Source organism: Sphaerisporangium melleum (assembly GCF_014646695.1).
Classification (GTDB): Bacteria; Actinomycetota; Actinomycetes; order Streptosporangiales; family Streptosporangiaceae; genus Sphaerisporangium; species Sphaerisporangium melleum.
The window spans coordinates 114,172-129,420 of record NZ_BMNT01000027.1; the positions used below are offsets into that span (position 1 = coordinate 114,172).

Below are 15,249 nucleotides of genomic sequence, written 5' to 3' on the forward strand. Positions count from 1 at the left end.
ATGTCCTCGCCGGCCGGCTCGTCGTCGAGCGGCTCCTCGGCCGGCAGCGACTCGATGATCTCAGGGGTCGCCTCGGCGCCCGCGGGAGGCTCCTCGTCCGCGGCGGCCGGTTCGGGCTGCGCCGGAGTCTCGGCGGCCACGGCGGTCTTGCGGGTGCGGCGGCGCCGGGCCGGCGCGGCGGAGGCGGCCTCGGCCGCATCCCCGGCGGCCTCGGTGGCGGCCACCGGCTCGGTCGCTGCGGGCTCGCCGGCCGGCGCCTCGTGCGAGGCGGTCTGCGCCGGAGGCGCGACGGGCTCCGGGCCGGTCGCCGCCTCCGAGGCGGTGGTGGCCTCGGCCGGGGCGGCGGCCTTCTTGGTGGTGCGCGAACGCCGCGTCGTCGCGGGCGCGTCGGGGTCCTTGGCCGTGGTGCGGCGGGTGCGGGTGCGCTTGACCGGCGCCTCCGCGAGCTCCGCCGGCGCCTCTGCGCTCGCCGCCGGGGCGGCCGGCTCCCCCGCCTGCGACGTTCCCGCCGCGATGTCGTCACCGGAGCCCGCCCGGGGGGCGGGAACCTCGGCGGCGGGACTGACCACCGCGGCGGCGGCCTGCGGCGAAGTCGTCACCAGGCCCGCGGTGCGCTCGGGCTCCTCGGGCGGCGGACCGGCCGGACGGCTCGCCGCCCGGCGCCGGCGGACCGGCTTGGCTTCTTGCTGTGCTGTTGTATCCCCGTCGGAGCCGAAGGCCCCGACAATGGGCTCGTTGTCGAGCATGCGGGCAATCTCCCGTCAGGCTCCCGGGCGCGTCTCCGCGCCGCGCGGGAGCTCTCGTCTCTCGCTGTGCGCCAAGCCGCCTCGCGGGGCCCGGCGCCAAGTCCTATCGGTCGTCGGCGACGTGCCGCACAGCCGGTCCCGTCTCGCCGCCGCGAACGTCGCGGTCCAGGTCGAGCGGGTCGGCGGTCTCACCGGTGCGCGCGTCGAGCGGCCCCTGCGCCAGCCTGGTCACCGCGGGCGGTGACGGCGGCGCGAAGCCGGCCACAAGGCGCAAACCCGTGAGCACGTCGTCTGGTCGAACGGCGGGTGTGACGTGCCGCACGACCATACGCAGTATCGCACATGGCACGCTCGGCACTCGGCCCGCGGTTTCATCCGTTCCCTCGTGGGCCGTCAGGCTGACGACGGCCTCCCTCGCGTCGAAGCGGCGCAGGCCCTTCTTGGTGAGGCGCTCGACTTCGACGCGCTCGGCGGCCAGAAAGCACTCGGCCGCCTCCTTCGCCTCCCGCGGGTCGGCCCCGGCGAGGCGGACCTCCCAGACCGAGCACTCAAGCCGGTCGGCCAGGCTTCCGGCGCGGGCTTCGACGACGTCCAGCACGTCGAGCCCGGGGGGCAGCGACGCGTCGAGGTCGCCACGCAGCCGTGCGGGCTCGCACGGGGCGACGACGCCGATCTCGAGATATTCGGCTTCGCTGGCCACCCCGGTGGGGGCGGCTCCCGCGTAGGAGATCTTCGGATGGGGGGTGAATCCCGCGCTGAAGCCGACCGGAATGCCGGCGCGGCGCACCGCTCGTTCGATCGCGCGGGAGATGTCTCGGTGACTGGTGAACCGCAGCCGGCCACGCTTGGCGTAACGCACGCGAAGGCGTTGCACCACGGGCGCGGGCGGAGGCCCATCAGGAACGGGGTTCTTCAGCTAAGTCATCCTTCCTTGCGTCACATGATGGTCATCTTTTCAGGATAGGGCCGCCGGGCCCGCCCTCGCCGGTCTCGCCGGCACGAGCGGGGCCACGTGGCCGCACGTCCTCACCAGGGTCAACGAGCGCGGAGGGTGTTCGCTTCCCCCGGGCCCGGCCACGGGCCGCCGGGCGGCGCCGGGCCGTCAGACGACCGTGAGCGGCAGCAGCTTCCTGCCGGTGGGGCCGATCTGGATCTCGGTCCCCATGGTGGGGCAGACGCCGCAGTCGTAGCAGGGCGTCCAGCGGCAGTCCTCGACCTCGGTCTCGCTGACGGCGTCCTGCCAGTCCTGCCACAGCCACTCGCGGTCGAGACCGGCGTCCAGGTGATCCCAGGGGAGCACCTCGACCTCGTCGCGCTCGCGCGTGGTGTACCAGTCGACGTCGACCGGCTCACCGGCCAGGGCCTGCTCGGCGCTGGACATCCACCGCTCGTAGGAGAAGTGCTCGCTCCAGCCGTCGAAGCGGCCACCGGCCTCCCACACGGCCCTGATCACCGCACCGACCCGGCGGTCGCCGCGCGACAGCAGACCCTCGACGATGGACGGCTGGCCGTCGTGGTAGCGGTAGCCGATCGCCTTTCCGTACTCCTTGTCGGTGCGCAGGGCGTCCCTGAGCTGCTTGAGCCTGCGGTCGACGGTCTCGTGGTCGCACTGGGCGGCCCACTGGAAGGGGGTGTGCGGCTTGGGCACGAAACCGCCGATGGACACGGTGCAGCGGATGTCCCGCGAGCCGGTGGCCTCACGGCCGGCCTTGATGACCTTCTTGGCGAGGTCGGCGATGCCGAGCACGTCCTCGTCGGTCTCGGTGGGCAGGCCGCACATGAAGTACAGCTTCACCTGCCGCCACCCCTGGCCGTAGGCGGTGGTGACGGTGCGGATCAGGTCTTCCTCGGTCACCATCTTGTTGATGACCTTGCGCATGCGCTCGGACCCGCCCTCGGGCGCGAAGGTCAGACCGGAGCGGCGGCCGTTGCGGGAGAACTCGTTGGCCAGGTCGATGTTGAACGCGTCGACGCGGGTGGACGGCAGCGACAGGCTGGTGTTGGTGCCCTCGTAGCGATCGGCCAGCCCCTTGGCCACCTCGGCGATCTCGGAGTGGTCGGCGCTGGACAGCGACAGCAGGCCGACCTCGTTGAAGCCGGACTCCTTGACGCCGACCTCGACCATGTCGCCGATCGTGGTGATCGACCGTTCACGGACCGGGCGGGTGATCATGCCGGCCTGGCAGAACCGGCAGCCGCGCGTGCAGCCACGGAAGATCTCGACGCTGAACCGCTCGTGCACGGTCTCGGCCAGCGGGACCAGCGGCTTCTTCGGGTACGGCCACTCGTCGAGGTCCATGACGGTGTGCTTCTGCACCCGCCAGGGCACCCCGGACCGGTTCGGCGCGACCCGCTTGATGCGGCCGTCGGGGTGGTACTCGACGTCGTAGAACTTCGGGACGTACACCCCGCCGCTCGAGGCCAGGCGCAACAGCAGCTCGTCACGCCCGCCGGGACGGCCCTCGGCCTTCCACTCGCGGATCACCTCGCTGATCGCGATCGAGATCTGCTCGCCGTCGCCGAGCACCGCGGCGTCCAGGAACCCGGCGATCGGCTCGGGGTTGAACGCCGCGTGCCCACCGGCCAGCACGATCGGGTCGTCCTCACCGCGGTCGGCGGCCTCCATCGGGATGCCGGCCAGGTCGAGCGCCGTCAGCAGGTTGGTGTAGCCGAGCTCGGTCGAGAAGGACACCCCCAGCACGTCGAACGCCCGCACCGGCCGGTGCGCGTCCACGGTGAACTGCGGCACGCCGTGCTCGCGCATGAGCGCCTCAAGGTCGGGCCAGACGGCGTAGGTGCGCTCGGCGAGCGTCTCGGGCAGCTCGTTCAGGATCTCGTACAGGATCTGGACGCCCTGGTTGGGCAGGCCCACCTCGTAGGCGTCCGGATACATCAGGGCCCAGCGGACGGTCGCCTCGTCCCAGTCCTTGACGGTCGAATTGAGCTCACCACCGACATACTGGATGGGCTTCTGCACGCGTGGCAGGAGCGGCTCCAGGCGGGGAAACAGCGACTCGACAGACATGTGCACCAGCGTAGTTGGTGCTCGACGCCCTTCGCGCCAGCCTGCACCCCCGACCAGCCCGAAGGCGGCTAGAACGGGCGTTCGCGAATGTGGACCGCCTGTATCAGGCCAAGGGCGATCATGTTGGCGAACGTCGCGGTGCCGCCGTACGACACGAATGGCAGCGGCACGCCGGTGATCGGCATGATGCCGATGGTCATCCCGACGTTGACGAAGGTCTGGAAGGCGAACCAGCACACGATGCCGCCGACGACCATCGCGCTGAAGCGATCCTCCGAGCGGCGCGCGATGCGCAGGCCACGCAGCAGGACCACACCCAGCAGTGCCACCACGGTGACCGCGCCGAGGAACCCGAACTCCTCCCCCGCCACGGTGAAGATGAAGTCGGTGTGCTGCTCGGGGACGAACCGGCCGGTGGTCTGCCCGCCGTGGAACAGCCCTTTGCCGAACAGCTCGCCCGAGCCGATCGCGATCAGCGACTGGGTGCTGTTGTACCCCGCGCCGCGCGGGTCGTTCGCCGGGTTGATGAACGCGGTGAACCGGGCGATCTGGTACGGCTTGAGCAGTCCCAGCAGCCACACCGCCGCGGCCCCGGCCCCCGCCAGCGCTCCGAGCGCCGCGATGTACCGCTTGCGCAGCCCCGCGAAGATCATGATGGCCCCGGTGATGACGGCGAGCACCATGGTGGTGCCGAAGTCGGGCTGCAGCATGACCAGTCCCATGGCGATGGCCGCCGCCGCCGCGCACAACACCAGATCGAGCGTCCTGGGCCGGTCGGTGCCGCGGGCGGGCTCGGCGAGCAGCGCGCACAGCATGAGGATCAGCGCCGGTTTGGCGAGCTCGGACGGCTGCACCGCGAACCCGCCGCCGAGCAGGATCCACGAGTGGGACCCGTTGATCGTCGACCCGAGGGGAGTGATCACCGCGAGCAGGCCGAGCAGCGACACGCCATAGACGGCCGGGGCGTAGATGCGCAGCGTACGCCGGTCGGCCAGGGCGGCGATGCCGCACAGCACCCAGCCGATGGCCAGGTTCAGCACGTGCTTCATCACCATGCCGGTCGGCGCGCCCGCGGCCCAGGTGCGCGTGGAGGACCACACCAGCAGGGTGCCGATCACCGACAGCGCCATCACGGCGACCAGCAGGACGCCGTCCACCCGCCACACCGGCGAGCGCGCGCCCATGGCCCGCCGCACCAGCGACCGGCTCCGCGGGACCAGGGCCTGGCTCACTGCACCACCGTCCCGTCTCTCCTGATCTTGGGGAGGCGGCCGGCCGGCTTGCCGCCGGGCAGCGCCGCCGTGCCCTTGATGCCGTAGATGCCCTCGTAGATCTCGCGGGCCGCCGGCGCCGCCGCCATCGCGCCCTGACCACCCTGCGAGACCGTCACGACCACCACGAAACGCGGATCCTCGGCCGGGGCGAAGGAGGCGAACCAGGAGGTGTCCTCCTTGCCGTAGACCTCCGCCGTACCGGTCTTGCCACCGATCTTCACGACGTTCATCGGGAAACCGCCGAACGCGCCGGCCGCCGTGCCGTCGGAGGTCACCTCGCTCAGCGCCCGCCGGATGTAGTCGCGGGTCTCCTTGGTGACCGGCAGCCTGCCGGTCACCGGCGCCTTGATCTCGCGCACGTGCGTGCCGTCCGGGCTGACGACCGCCTTGGCGATGCGCGGGCTGCGCAGCCGCCCGTCGCCCACCAGCGCGGCGTAGGCCGCGGCGAGCTGGAGCGGGGTGACCAGCACGTCGCCCTGGCCGATGGACAGGTTGGCCGCCTCCGCGGCCTTCCACTCGAACCCCTCCAGGCAGTTCTCGTTGGCCAGCCGCTTGAGGTAGGCGGCCCGGCCGGGGTTCTTCTTCTCCACCTCCGGATAGCCGGTCTTGGCGCGCGCGCAGCTCGTGTGCCGCGTCGCTGCCCACATCTCCTTCTTCCAGGCGCGGCCCGGGATGCGCCCCGGCACCTCGCCTGGCAGGTCGATGCCGGTCTTCCTGCCGAACCCGAACGCTTTGGCCGTGGCGGTCATCGGCTCCTTGGGACGGGGCACGGGTTTGAGCCCGCCGTCCCGCTTCCACATCTCGTAGGCCGCCTTGTAGAAGATGGTGTCGCAGGACTTCACCAGCGCCATGTGCAGGTCGAGCACGCCGAGGCCGATGCCGTGGAAGTTGTGGAACGCCGTGCCCGCCACGTCGTACACCCCCGGGCAGTCGTACTTGCCCTTGAGCGGGTAGCCGTCCCTGATCATCGCCGACACCGAGGAGACCTTGAACGTCGAACCGGGCGCGTACTGGCCGTGGGTGGCCCGGGAGACCAGCGGAAGCCCGGCCTTCTCCGACAGCAGATGCTGGTAGTCCTTCTCGGAGATGCCGCCCGCCCAGACCTTCGGGTCGTAGGTCGGCACACTGCCGATCGCGATCACACCGCCGGTCTTGACGTCCAGCACCACGGCCGCCGCGCCGTCGGCCCGCGGAGCGTTCTTCATCGCGGTCGCCAGCGCGCGGTCCACGACGCGCTGCACGTTCGCGTCCATGTTCGTGATCAGGATGTCGCCGGGCACCGGGGAGGTCTGGCGCTCGACTCCGAGCACCTTGCCCATGCGGTCCACCTGCACCCGGCGCAGCCCCGGCGACCCGCGCAGCGCCTCGTCGTACACGTACTCCAGGCCGTCCCGGCCCACCAGGTCGACGCCGGAGAAGTTCGCCTTGAGCTTGGAACGCTTCTTCAGCTCCTCCTCGGTGACCGGCTGGAGGTAGCCGAGCGTCTGCGAGGCGCCCGTGCCGAGCGGGTATTCGCGCACGGCCTGCACCTCGGCGTTCACCCCGGGGAAGTCCTCCTGTCGTTCCAGGATCTGCAGCGCCTCGCGCGGGCTGACCTTGTCGTCGATCGGGATCGGTGAGTAGAGCGAGCCGGGCCAGCACGGCCGGGTCACGTGCGGCCCGCACGGGCGGATGCGTTCGCGCAGCTCCTTGACCGGGCGGCCGAGCACCGCGCCGAGCCGCTTGAGCACGGCCATGCCACCGTCGGGCATGCGCTCCAGCTCGGCGCGGTCCACCGACACGACCAGCGCCGTCCGGTTGCGCACCAGGGGCCGCCCGCTGGCGTCCAGGATGGGACCGCGCACCGCCGGGACGATCACGTCCCGCGTGCGGGTCTCGGTGGCCGCGACCACGAAGTGCGGGCCGCGGACGACCTGCACCTGCCACAACCGCACGGTGAGCACCGTGAGCAGCGTCAGCACGAGGAACTGCAGCACGACCAGCCGGGCACGGACGCGGTTCACACGCGCCTCCGCACCGGGTAGGAGCCCATGGGCACGGCCTCGCGCCGCCGGCGTTCCCCGGTGGCCCGCGCCACCAGCCAGAACGCCACGACCGCGATCGCCAGGTTGTACATCACCAGCGACGGCCACAGCGGAAGCAGCGTGCGCCAGTCGACGCGCGGATCACCGAGCAGCCCGCCGACGCCCGCCACCAGCAGCGGCGCGAGGATCACCATCGCGATCACCGTGACCGCGCCGAAGCCGGGCGCGCGTTCCGCCGCCCGGCCCACCAGGTATCCCACCAGGCAGAACACCAGCGCGTACTGGCCGATGACGTGGGCCGCCGGCGGCAGGACGTCGGTGACCAGGCCGGCGGCGAAACCGATGCCCGCGCCGGCCGCCGCCCCTCTGGTCAGGGCGAGGAACATCACGCCCATCAGCACCAGGTCGGGCCCCGTCCCCCCGGGGAGCGGAAGGCGGTTCACCACGGTCACCTGCACGATCATGATGAGGCCGGCGAGCAGCACCAGCGCCATCCCTCGCATCACGCCACATGTCCTCTCGCCCGCCGGACTCCGCCCGTCCACCCGGTGTCCCGCGTCCGGTGCCGCCTGTCATCCCCGTCGCTCGCCGCGCTCGGGCCGTCCTCGCCGCCCCCGCGTCCTGCACGGGCCGGGTCGTCTGTCGCGATCGGCGTCCCCGCCTGCTCGCCACCGCTTCCTCGCGCCGCCCTACTCGCCCCCGTCTCGCTCGCCGGTCCGTCGCCCGTTCGCGCCCTGCCCGTCACCGCCCTGCTCGCCGGCGCCGTCTTCGCCCCGGACCTGCCGCCCTGGTGAGGACCGAGAGGACGACGAGGGCTCGGCGGACGGCTCGGCCGGCCTTTCCGCCGACGTCCCGGGCGTGCCGGGCGCTCCGGACGGGGGTGCCGTCCGCGCGTCGGACTCCTGCGCGGCCGGCGGCCGGGCCGGGGCGGTGGCGCGGGCCTTCACCGCCTTCGGCGGCGGGGACGGGGGCAGCATCGCGTCCCTCGGGTCACGCTGCGGCGCCCGTACCACGACCCCGACGACGTCCAGAGCCGCGAAGTCGACGTACGGCCGGGCGTAGGCGACACGGGTCAGCTCGCCAGGCGTGGGCTCCACCCGCTCGATGGTGCCCACCGGCAGTCCTGGCGCGTACGGCATGCCGTGCTGGGAGCCGAAGCTCACGATGCGCCGGCCGACGGACAGCGAGGACGTCGCGTCCAGCAGGCGGAAGCGGACGTAGCGGCCCTCCGCCGCGGGGCCGAGCCCGGTGATCACGCCGATCTGGTTGCCGCCCTCCAGCCGGGCGCCGGCCGTCGAGGCCGGATCGGTGAGCAGGACCACGGTCGAGGTGGACGGCCCGGTGCGCACCACCCGGCCGACCAGACCGTCTCCGTTCAGCACGGTCATCTCCGCCCGCACACCGTCGTCCCTGCCCGCGTCGATCTCGACGGTGTCCTCGAATCCCGGCACGCCGCGCCTGGCGATGACCTGCGCCGCCACCACGCGGTAGCCGCCGAGGCCGGACAGGCCGAGCATGCTCGACAGCTCGGCCGACCTGCGGCGGTCCAGGGTGCCGGCGGTCAGCTCCCGCCGCAGCCGGGCGTTCTCCGCGCGCAGCGCCGTGATCTGCCGCTTGTACTCGGGAGCGGAGGAGAACGTGTCGATGAACTCCCCCACCGGCCGTACGACCCCGGTGCCTGCCTCCTCGGCCACACCGAACAGCGACGACGCCGCCGTGCGGACCGGCTCGAACAGGGAGTCCTCGCGCTGGCGGTGGTCGACCGTGATCAGGACGAGTGCCGCGGCCAGCAGCAGGCCGAGCACCAACCGCGCGCGGCGGGTATCCCTCATCAGTGTCTCGGCTCCAAATCAGTGTCTCGGCTCCGGCACCAGCACCTGCTGCAGCGCCTCGAACTCCTCGACGCACTTGCCCGAGCCGAGCACGACCGAGTCCAGGGCGTTGTCCACCAGGTGGATCGGCATGCCGGTCTCCTCACGCAACCGGTCGTCCATGCCCTTGAGCAGGGCACCGCCGCCGGTGAGCGCGAGGCCGCGGTCCATCAGGTCGCCGGAGAGCTCGGGCGGGCACTTGTCCAGGGTGGATTTGACCGCGTCCACAATGATCTTGAGTGGCTCCTCGGTGGCCCTGCGGATCTCGTCGGCCGACACCACGATCGTCTTGGGCAGCCCGGTGACCAGATCACGTCCCCGGATCTCGGCATGCCGGTCGTCGCCGGTCGGGCACGCCGAGCCGATCGCTATCTTGATCTCCTCGGCGGTGCGCTCCCCGAGCATCAGGGAGTACTCCTTCTTGGCGAACGCGATGATCGCCTGATCGAGCTCGTCACCGCCGACTCTGATGGACTGGCTGGTCACGATGCCGCCCATCGAGATGATCGCCACCTCGGTGGTGCCCCCGCCGATGTCGACGACCATGTTGCCGGTGGGCTCGTGGACCGGCAGCCTGGCTCCGATGGCGGCGGCCATCGGCTCCTCGATGATGTAGACCCGGCGCGCCCCCGCCTGGTAGCCGGCCTCCTTCACCGCGCGCTGCTCGACCCCGGTGATGCCGCTCGGCACGGCCACGATGATGCGCGGCTTGGCGAAGTGCGCGCGCTTGTGGACCCGCTGGATGAAGTAGCGCAACATGCGCTCGGTGACGTCGAAGTCGGCGATCACACCGTCCTTGAGCGGACGGATCGCCACGATGTTCCCGGGCGTGCGGCCAATCATCCTCTTGGCCTCGATGCCCACCGCCACGATCTTGCCGGTGGTCGTGTTGATGGCGACCACCGACGGCTCGTTGAGCACGATGCCGCGCCCGCGCACATAGACCAACGTGTTGGCGGTGCCCAGGTCGACGGCCATGTCACGGCCGAGGAATGCCAGCTTGCTGCCCATGGGGAAGGAAACCTTCCTTCAGGTCGTTCGCGAGAGATTACGATTCGCATTCGAATCGTAACGTGACGTACCCACTCGCGAGGGCAACGAGCCGCCCGACCGGTGAAAATGTTGGCGTCCTTTACCGGGGACACCTCGCCCACCTGCGGCGATGCTTTTCGTGAACGCGTCAGGGGCTCCGGCGCGCGCCGAAGCCCCTGCCTGTGCGGGCCGTCATTCTCCGGACGACCATGGAAACCGCAGGCCACCCGAGAGCCGCGTCCCGCGGACGAGCCGTTCCGCAGATCTCAGGCGACCTCAGAAGCGGTCGGGAAAGAAGATCTTGACCTCGCGGGCGGCGGACTCCGGCGAGTCGGAGCCGTGGACGACGTTCTCGCCGATCTCCAGCGCGTGGTCGCCCCGAATGGTGCCCGGCGCCGACTTCACCGGGTCGGTGGCACCGGCCAGGGCGCGGAACGCCTCAACGGCGCGGTGCCCCTCGAGGACCATCGCCACCAGGGGGCCGGAGGTGATGAACTCGACGAGCTCGCCGAAGAACGGCTTCTCGGAGTGCTCGGCGTAGTGGGCCTTGGCGGTCTCGGCATCGAGCGTGCGAAGGTCCATGGCCACGACCTTGAGCCCCTTGCGCTCCACCCGGGCGATCACGTCACCGATGAGACCACGGCGGACACCGTCCGGCTTGATCAGGACAAGGGTGCGCTCGGACACGGATATCTCCTTCGTTGGGTTCGCCGGCATCGTTCAGCACCGCCGGCGGAAGAGGGGAAACGTGTGCGCAGCTTACCGGCCCTCGCCGCCCTCACCGTTCTCCCAACGCCGCCACAGCGCTGATTCCCGGCACGTTCCAGCCCATGATTCACCTTCTGTTCACCCCAACCCCGAGATGCCGGCGCCCTGTGCCGCGGGACGGCCGGGGGCACCGGCGGTCGTCAATCGCCGCGCGGGCCGCGGGGCGCTTCCGGTGACGGAGTCGGCGGCGGGATGACCGGTGGCATCGCGATGTCGGGGTCCCCGCCGGGCGACGCCCCTTTCCCTGCCCCGCTCCCGGTGTCCGAGCCCTGCCCCGGAGCCACGGGATCCGCCACCGCCGGCCGAGGGAGGTGGCCCGGCACATCGAACGGCACCGTCTCGGTCGCCCGATGGGAAGCGACCCGGACATCGGGCCGGGGCGAGGTTCTGGCTTCACCGGCTCCACGGTCCGCGTCCCGCGTGAGGACGTCGGCCCCGGCCATCTCGAAGGGCGGGCCGGACTCCGCCACAGCCCTCGGTGCGCCGCGCGCGGAGGCGTCCTGCCCCTCGCGCGCGCCGTCGTCCGGTGAACGCCGGGCGAGCACGGCGCCGAGAGCCAGCACGATCACCACCGTGAACCCGGCGATCAGCGCCCAGACGTGCAGGGCGCCAACGAACCCGTCGACCATGGCCTGCGGCGTCACGACGCCCGACGTGCTCACCGCACGCAGCCAGCCCACCTGGATGCCGGTGCCCAGCAGGAACCCGCAGAGCACCGCCGGGAAGCAGAGGGAGAGCCCGAAGAGCGCCGATCGCGGCCCCGCCCGCCGGACGGCGGCGGTGACGGCCACGGCGCCGCCGGCCGACAGGAGCGCGAACGGCACCACCAGCGGCATGCCGGACCCGGACGGGACCAGCAGTCGCACCGCGCACAGGCCGACCACCATGGTCACCAGGCCGCCGGCGACGAGTCTCGGCGCCGCGGAGTCGTCCACCCGCCCCGCCAGTGCCGCGGCCGCGACGGCGATCACGGCGGCGAGCCCGAAGGGCACCCACATCCCGGTCAACCCCGGGCCGCCGAGGCCGCCGAGTTCGACGTAGGTCATCTGCGCCGCGGTCGGCAGCACCACCAGACCGACGGCGACCATGACGAACGCCGCCACCCGGCCGCTCGCGCCGTGGGCCCGGCTCAGCCCGGCCAGCGTCAGCAGCATCACCAGCGCGACCGCGGCGGCGACCAGGATGAGCACCGACGGCCAGTCGAAGGTGGTGGCGACGGCCAGGACGGCGACGGCCGCCGACAGCGCCACGGCCCGCCCGAGAGGCACCGCGTGTGAACGGGCTTCCACGCCCTCGCCGACGACGGTGTCGGGGACGGAGTCACCGTCCGAGGCGCCCGGAGAACCGGCCCCGGGAACAGCGGAGGCGCCGCTGAAGGCTTCCAGAACACCAGAAGCGGCGCCGGAAGCCCTCGCGCCGGCCCCCTCCTGGGCTTGTTCCGCGCCCGCCATCGTCATCGCAGTCCGCTCACCGTCCACCGGTGCCGTTCCGCTCCGCCCGGTGGCGCCGACCGATGCACCCGCGCCGTCCCGGCCGGCCGGCTCTGTACCGATCGGCCGCGAACCTCGGCCGCCGGCGATCCGCACCAGGACGGAGTACACGGCGGCGAGCGCGAGCGCGAGGCCGGTCAGCAGCGGATACGGCTGCAGGGTCACCCGCCATGAGGTGACCTGGTCGAGCGGCCAGAGGGCAAGGGCCTGGGCGGCCAGCAACCCGACGGCGAGCGCGGCCGTCCACAACGAGGCCAGGAAGTCGCGCGCTGGGCCCGATCGGTCGTGGCAGGCGGCGAAGGTCGCCGGAAGCAGCACGCCGGCGCCGATGCCGTGCAGGACGCGCAGCGCGCCGACCACGAAGGTCGAGTCGGCGAAACCTCCGGCGACGTCGGCCACGGCGAGGCAGGCGAGCCCCGCCGCCAGCAGCGACGCCGCGGTGAAGCGTCGGAGTGCCATCGCGGTGAGCGGGACCGAGACCAGCATCACCGGGAGGGCAAGACCGTGGGCACGCAGGATCCACACTCCGGCGAGGTCGGAGGGGAGGAGCGCGGAGACCACGGAGATCGTGTTGGGCACGGCGACGATCGCCAGCGGGACCGCGACGGCGGTCAGCAGCCCGACCAGCACATCGAGCACCATCGGCAGACGATCGACCCGGCCACGTGTCGCAAGGCCAGTGGCCTGAAGGGGGGGTACGGCCATACTCGCCGACTTTAGCGTTAGGTCACGCCCTCGACACGGCGAGCGACGAAGATTGCCGTCACCCAAAGTGCGCCGAAGATCACGCCGAGGAAGAACATCATGGGAACCAGGAAACCGGTGGCGATGGCCAGTACCTGGAGAACACTGCCCGCGATGTAGGCGAACGGCCTCTTCAGCAGGCCCGTCACGACCACACACGCCAGCGCGAGCCCGACGCCCACGGTGACGGCCAGCGCGGGCGGCACGTCGTTGACCATGATGGCGACCGGCGTGATCAGCGCGAGCACGATGGCCTCCATGCCGAGGACGCTGGCGCACAATCGCCGCATCCCCGGCGTGACAGTGATGTTCACCCGCACACTCTTTCCTCACAAGCCCCGAACGTCATCGCTCCCGCCCCTGTCTCCGTCACGATTCCACCGAGGAGCCACCGTCCATCGGCTCCCGCACCAGGGGGCGCCAGAGATCTCCTCGGCCTCCCAACTCCGCCTATTCCGCCCCGGCGGCCTTGAGCAGGAGACGGGCGTCTCCGACGGTGACCACCGATCCGGTGATGAGCACTCCCGAACCGGTGAACTCGCCGGTCTCCTCCGCCAGTCCGATGGCGATGTCGATGGCGTCGTCCAGCCGGTCCGCCCGGTGGACGCGCTCGCTCCCGTAGATGTCCTCGGCGAGTTCCGCGAGCTCCCCTGGATCCATGGAACGCGGAGAGGAGTTACGCGTGACGACGATCTCCTCCACGACGGGCTCCAGCAGCTCCAGAACGCCGGACACGTCCTTGTCGGCCATCACCGCCACCACGGCGACGAGCCGGGTGAAGCCGAATGACTCCTCCAACGCCTGGACGACCGACTCCATGGCACCCGGATTGTGCGCGGCGTCCACGAGGACCGTGGGACCGCGCCGGATCACCTCGAGCCGGCCGGGCGAGGTGACCGTCGCGAACGCCCGCCGCACCAGCTCTGAGTCCAGCGGCTCGTCTCCGCCGGTCAGGGCCTCCACCGCCGCGAGTGCGCAGGCCGCGTTGCCGGCCTGGTGCTCCCCGTACAGCGGGAGGAAGACCTCTTCATAGACGCCCTTCAGTCCCTGCATCCGCAGCATCTGCCCGCCCATGGCCACCTCGCGATGCACCACGCCGAACTCAAGGCCCTCACGAGCGACTGTGGCTCCGACCTCTGCGGCACGGCGCATCAGCACCTCCGCCGCCGCGATCGGCTGCTGCGCCAGAACCGCGGTCGCAGCGGGCTTGATAATGCCGGCCTTCTCGCGCGCGATCGCCTCGATGTCCGGCCCGAGGTACTGGACGTGGTCCAAGGAGATGGGAGTGATGACCGCGACGGTGCCCTGCGCCACGCTGGTCGAATCCCAGGTGCCCCCCATGCCGACCTCGATGACCGCGACGTCGACCGGCGCGTCCGCGAAGGCCGCGTACGCCATGGCGGTCAGCGTCTCGAAGAAGGACAACCGCCCCTGCTGCTGGTCGACGAGCTGGAGGTAGGGCAGGACGTCCTCGTAGACCTCGGTGAACCGCTCCTCGCTGAGCGGCTCTCCGTCGAGGGTGATGCGCTCGCGCATCGAGACCAGATGCGGGCTGGTGAAGCGGCCGACCCGGAGGTTGCGCTCGCGGAGCAGTGCGTCGATCATGCGTGCCGTGCTCGACTTGCCGTTGGTGCCGGTGATGTGCACGACCGGGTACGCCCGCTGGGGCTGCCCCAGCATGTCCATCAGGACGTTCATCCGGTCCAGTGTGGGATCGATGTCCCATTCCACACCGCGCTGCAAGATCGCCTTTTCCACCGCCTGGTATTCCACACCTGAAGCCTACTGACCAGCCGCCCCGCCTCCCGCACCCTCCCACCCCGCCCGTCGCGCTTCGCCCGCACACGCACCGCAACCGCCGATGGCCCCGCAAACCGAAAGCGCGGGCACCGCAGGCGCGGAGGAGAGCGGAGGGTGAGGGAGCGGAGGACACGCCACGCCCCAGAACCGAGCACACGCTAGAAGCCCCAACTGGCGACCGCATGAAGCCTCCGGTACGGGTCACCTGCGCTAGCGTCGGCAAGAACGGCCGCACGGTCGCGAAGCGGGTGCGGCGACGCCCCTTCGGGGTCGCCGGCCGCGGCCGGATCGACCTGCACGGAAGACACACGCGAACACAGAACACTCAGACCGAGCGTCGAGGGTCGAGGACACGCCAGGAACAAGGACAAGCCTCGGGGCGCAGCACGCTCCTGGTTCCGGGAGAAAACCCCCGGAAACGCAGGAAGGCCGCCCGGAACCCGGGCGGCCTACCTACACTCATCTATCAAATTTT

The 15,249-nt window shown here is 71.4% G+C and carries 11 protein-coding genes and 1 pseudogene; all 12 read right to left on the reverse strand.

All coding sequences use genetic code 11. The features are described 5' to 3' along the window. Nucleotides 1-746: pseudogene (locus IEY93_RS23640) on the reverse strand (hypothetical protein); the annotation flags it as partial. Nucleotides 747-849: 103 nt separating this feature from the next. Next, entirely contained in the window at nucleotides 850-1,605 is a 756-nt protein-coding gene (locus IEY93_RS23645) for a TIGR03936 family radical SAM-associated protein (RefSeq protein WP_203968481.1), read from the reverse strand. 243 nt (nucleotides 1,606-1,848) lie between these two features. Continuing rightward, nucleotides 1,849-3,771, reverse strand: a complete 1,923-nt coding sequence (locus IEY93_RS23650; RefSeq protein ID WP_189165294.1) for a TIGR03960 family B12-binding radical SAM protein — start codon at nucleotides 3,769-3,771, stop codon at nucleotides 1,849-1,851. Nucleotides 3,772-3,839: 68 nt separating this feature from the next. After that, nucleotides 3,840-5,003 carry a rod shape-determining protein RodA gene (gene rodA / locus IEY93_RS23655; protein WP_229691399.1) on the reverse strand — a complete coding sequence of 388 codons (1,164 nt, stop codon included), beginning with the start codon at nucleotides 5,001-5,003 and terminating at the stop codon, nucleotides 3,840-3,842. Continuing rightward, nucleotides 5,000-7,048 carry a penicillin-binding protein 2 gene (gene mrdA, locus IEY93_RS23660; RefSeq protein ID WP_189165295.1) on the reverse strand — a complete coding sequence of 683 codons (2,049 nt, stop codon included), beginning with the start codon at nucleotides 7,046-7,048 and terminating at the stop codon, nucleotides 5,000-5,002. Before mrdA ends, rodA begins: the two co-directional genes overlap by 4 nt. Then, nucleotides 7,045-7,572: a rod shape-determining protein MreD gene (gene mreD / locus IEY93_RS23665; protein WP_189165314.1), complete on the reverse strand. Its 528-nt coding sequence runs from the start codon at nucleotides 7,570-7,572 to the stop codon at nucleotides 7,045-7,047. The genes mrdA and mreD overlap by 4 nt, the downstream gene beginning before the upstream one ends. Nucleotides 7,573-7,758: 186 nt before the next feature. Continuing rightward, the gene (gene mreC / locus IEY93_RS23670) at nucleotides 7,759-8,901 is read right to left on the reverse strand and encodes a rod shape-determining protein MreC (RefSeq protein WP_189165296.1); all 1,143 of its coding nucleotides are present in this window, start codon (nucleotides 8,899-8,901) and stop codon (nucleotides 7,759-7,761) included. A gap of 18 nt (nucleotides 8,902-8,919) precedes the next feature. Continuing rightward, on the reverse strand, nucleotides 8,920-9,951 hold the full coding sequence (locus IEY93_RS23675) for a rod shape-determining protein (protein WP_189165297.1): 1,032 nt from the start codon (nucleotides 9,949-9,951) through the stop codon (nucleotides 8,920-8,922). 297 nt (nucleotides 9,952-10,248) lie between these two features. Further along, on the reverse strand, nucleotides 10,249-10,659 hold the full coding sequence (gene ndk / locus IEY93_RS23680) for a nucleoside-diphosphate kinase (protein ID WP_229691400.1): 411 nt from the start codon (nucleotides 10,657-10,659) through the stop codon (nucleotides 10,249-10,251). 221 nt (nucleotides 10,660-10,880) lie between these two features. Next, complete coding sequence (locus IEY93_RS23685; RefSeq protein WP_189165299.1) at nucleotides 10,881-12,872, reverse strand: hypothetical protein; 1,992 nt, start codon at nucleotides 12,870-12,872, stop codon at nucleotides 10,881-10,883. 80 nt (nucleotides 12,873-12,952) lie between these two features. Next, nucleotides 12,953-13,294, reverse strand: coding sequence for a DUF4233 domain-containing protein (locus IEY93_RS23690; protein ID WP_229691401.1), 342 nt, complete (start codon nucleotides 13,292-13,294; stop codon nucleotides 12,953-12,955). Nucleotides 13,295-13,424: 130 nt separating this feature from the next. Continuing rightward, complete coding sequence (locus IEY93_RS23695) at nucleotides 13,425-14,747, reverse strand: bifunctional folylpolyglutamate synthase/dihydrofolate synthase (RefSeq protein WP_229691402.1); 1,323 nt, start codon at nucleotides 14,745-14,747, stop codon at nucleotides 13,425-13,427. Nucleotides 14,748-15,249 lie beyond the last annotated feature (502 nt).

What these genes read in the sequence shown, in the direction of transcription:
- IEY93_RS23685 (WP_189165299.1), bottom strand. Translation starts at nt 12,872, where the DNA reads ATGGTGCTCGATGTGCTGGTCGGGCTGCTGACCGCCGTCGCGGTCCCG.
- IEY93_RS23650 (WP_189165294.1), bottom strand. Translation starts at nt 3,771, where the DNA reads ATGTCTGTCGAGTCGCTGTTTCCCCGCCTGGAGCCGCTCCTGCCACGC.
- IEY93_RS23675 (WP_189165297.1), bottom strand. Translation starts at nt 9,951, where the DNA reads ATGGGCAGCAAGCTGGCATTCCTCGGCCGTGACATGGCCGTCGACCTG.
- mreD (WP_189165314.1), bottom strand. Translation starts at nt 7,572, where the DNA reads ATGCGAGGGATGGCGCTGGTGCTGCTCGCCGGCCTCATCATGATCGTG.
- mreC (WP_189165296.1), bottom strand. Translation starts at nt 8,901, where the DNA reads ATGAGGGATACCCGCCGCGCGCGGTTGGTGCTCGGCCTGCTGCTGGCC.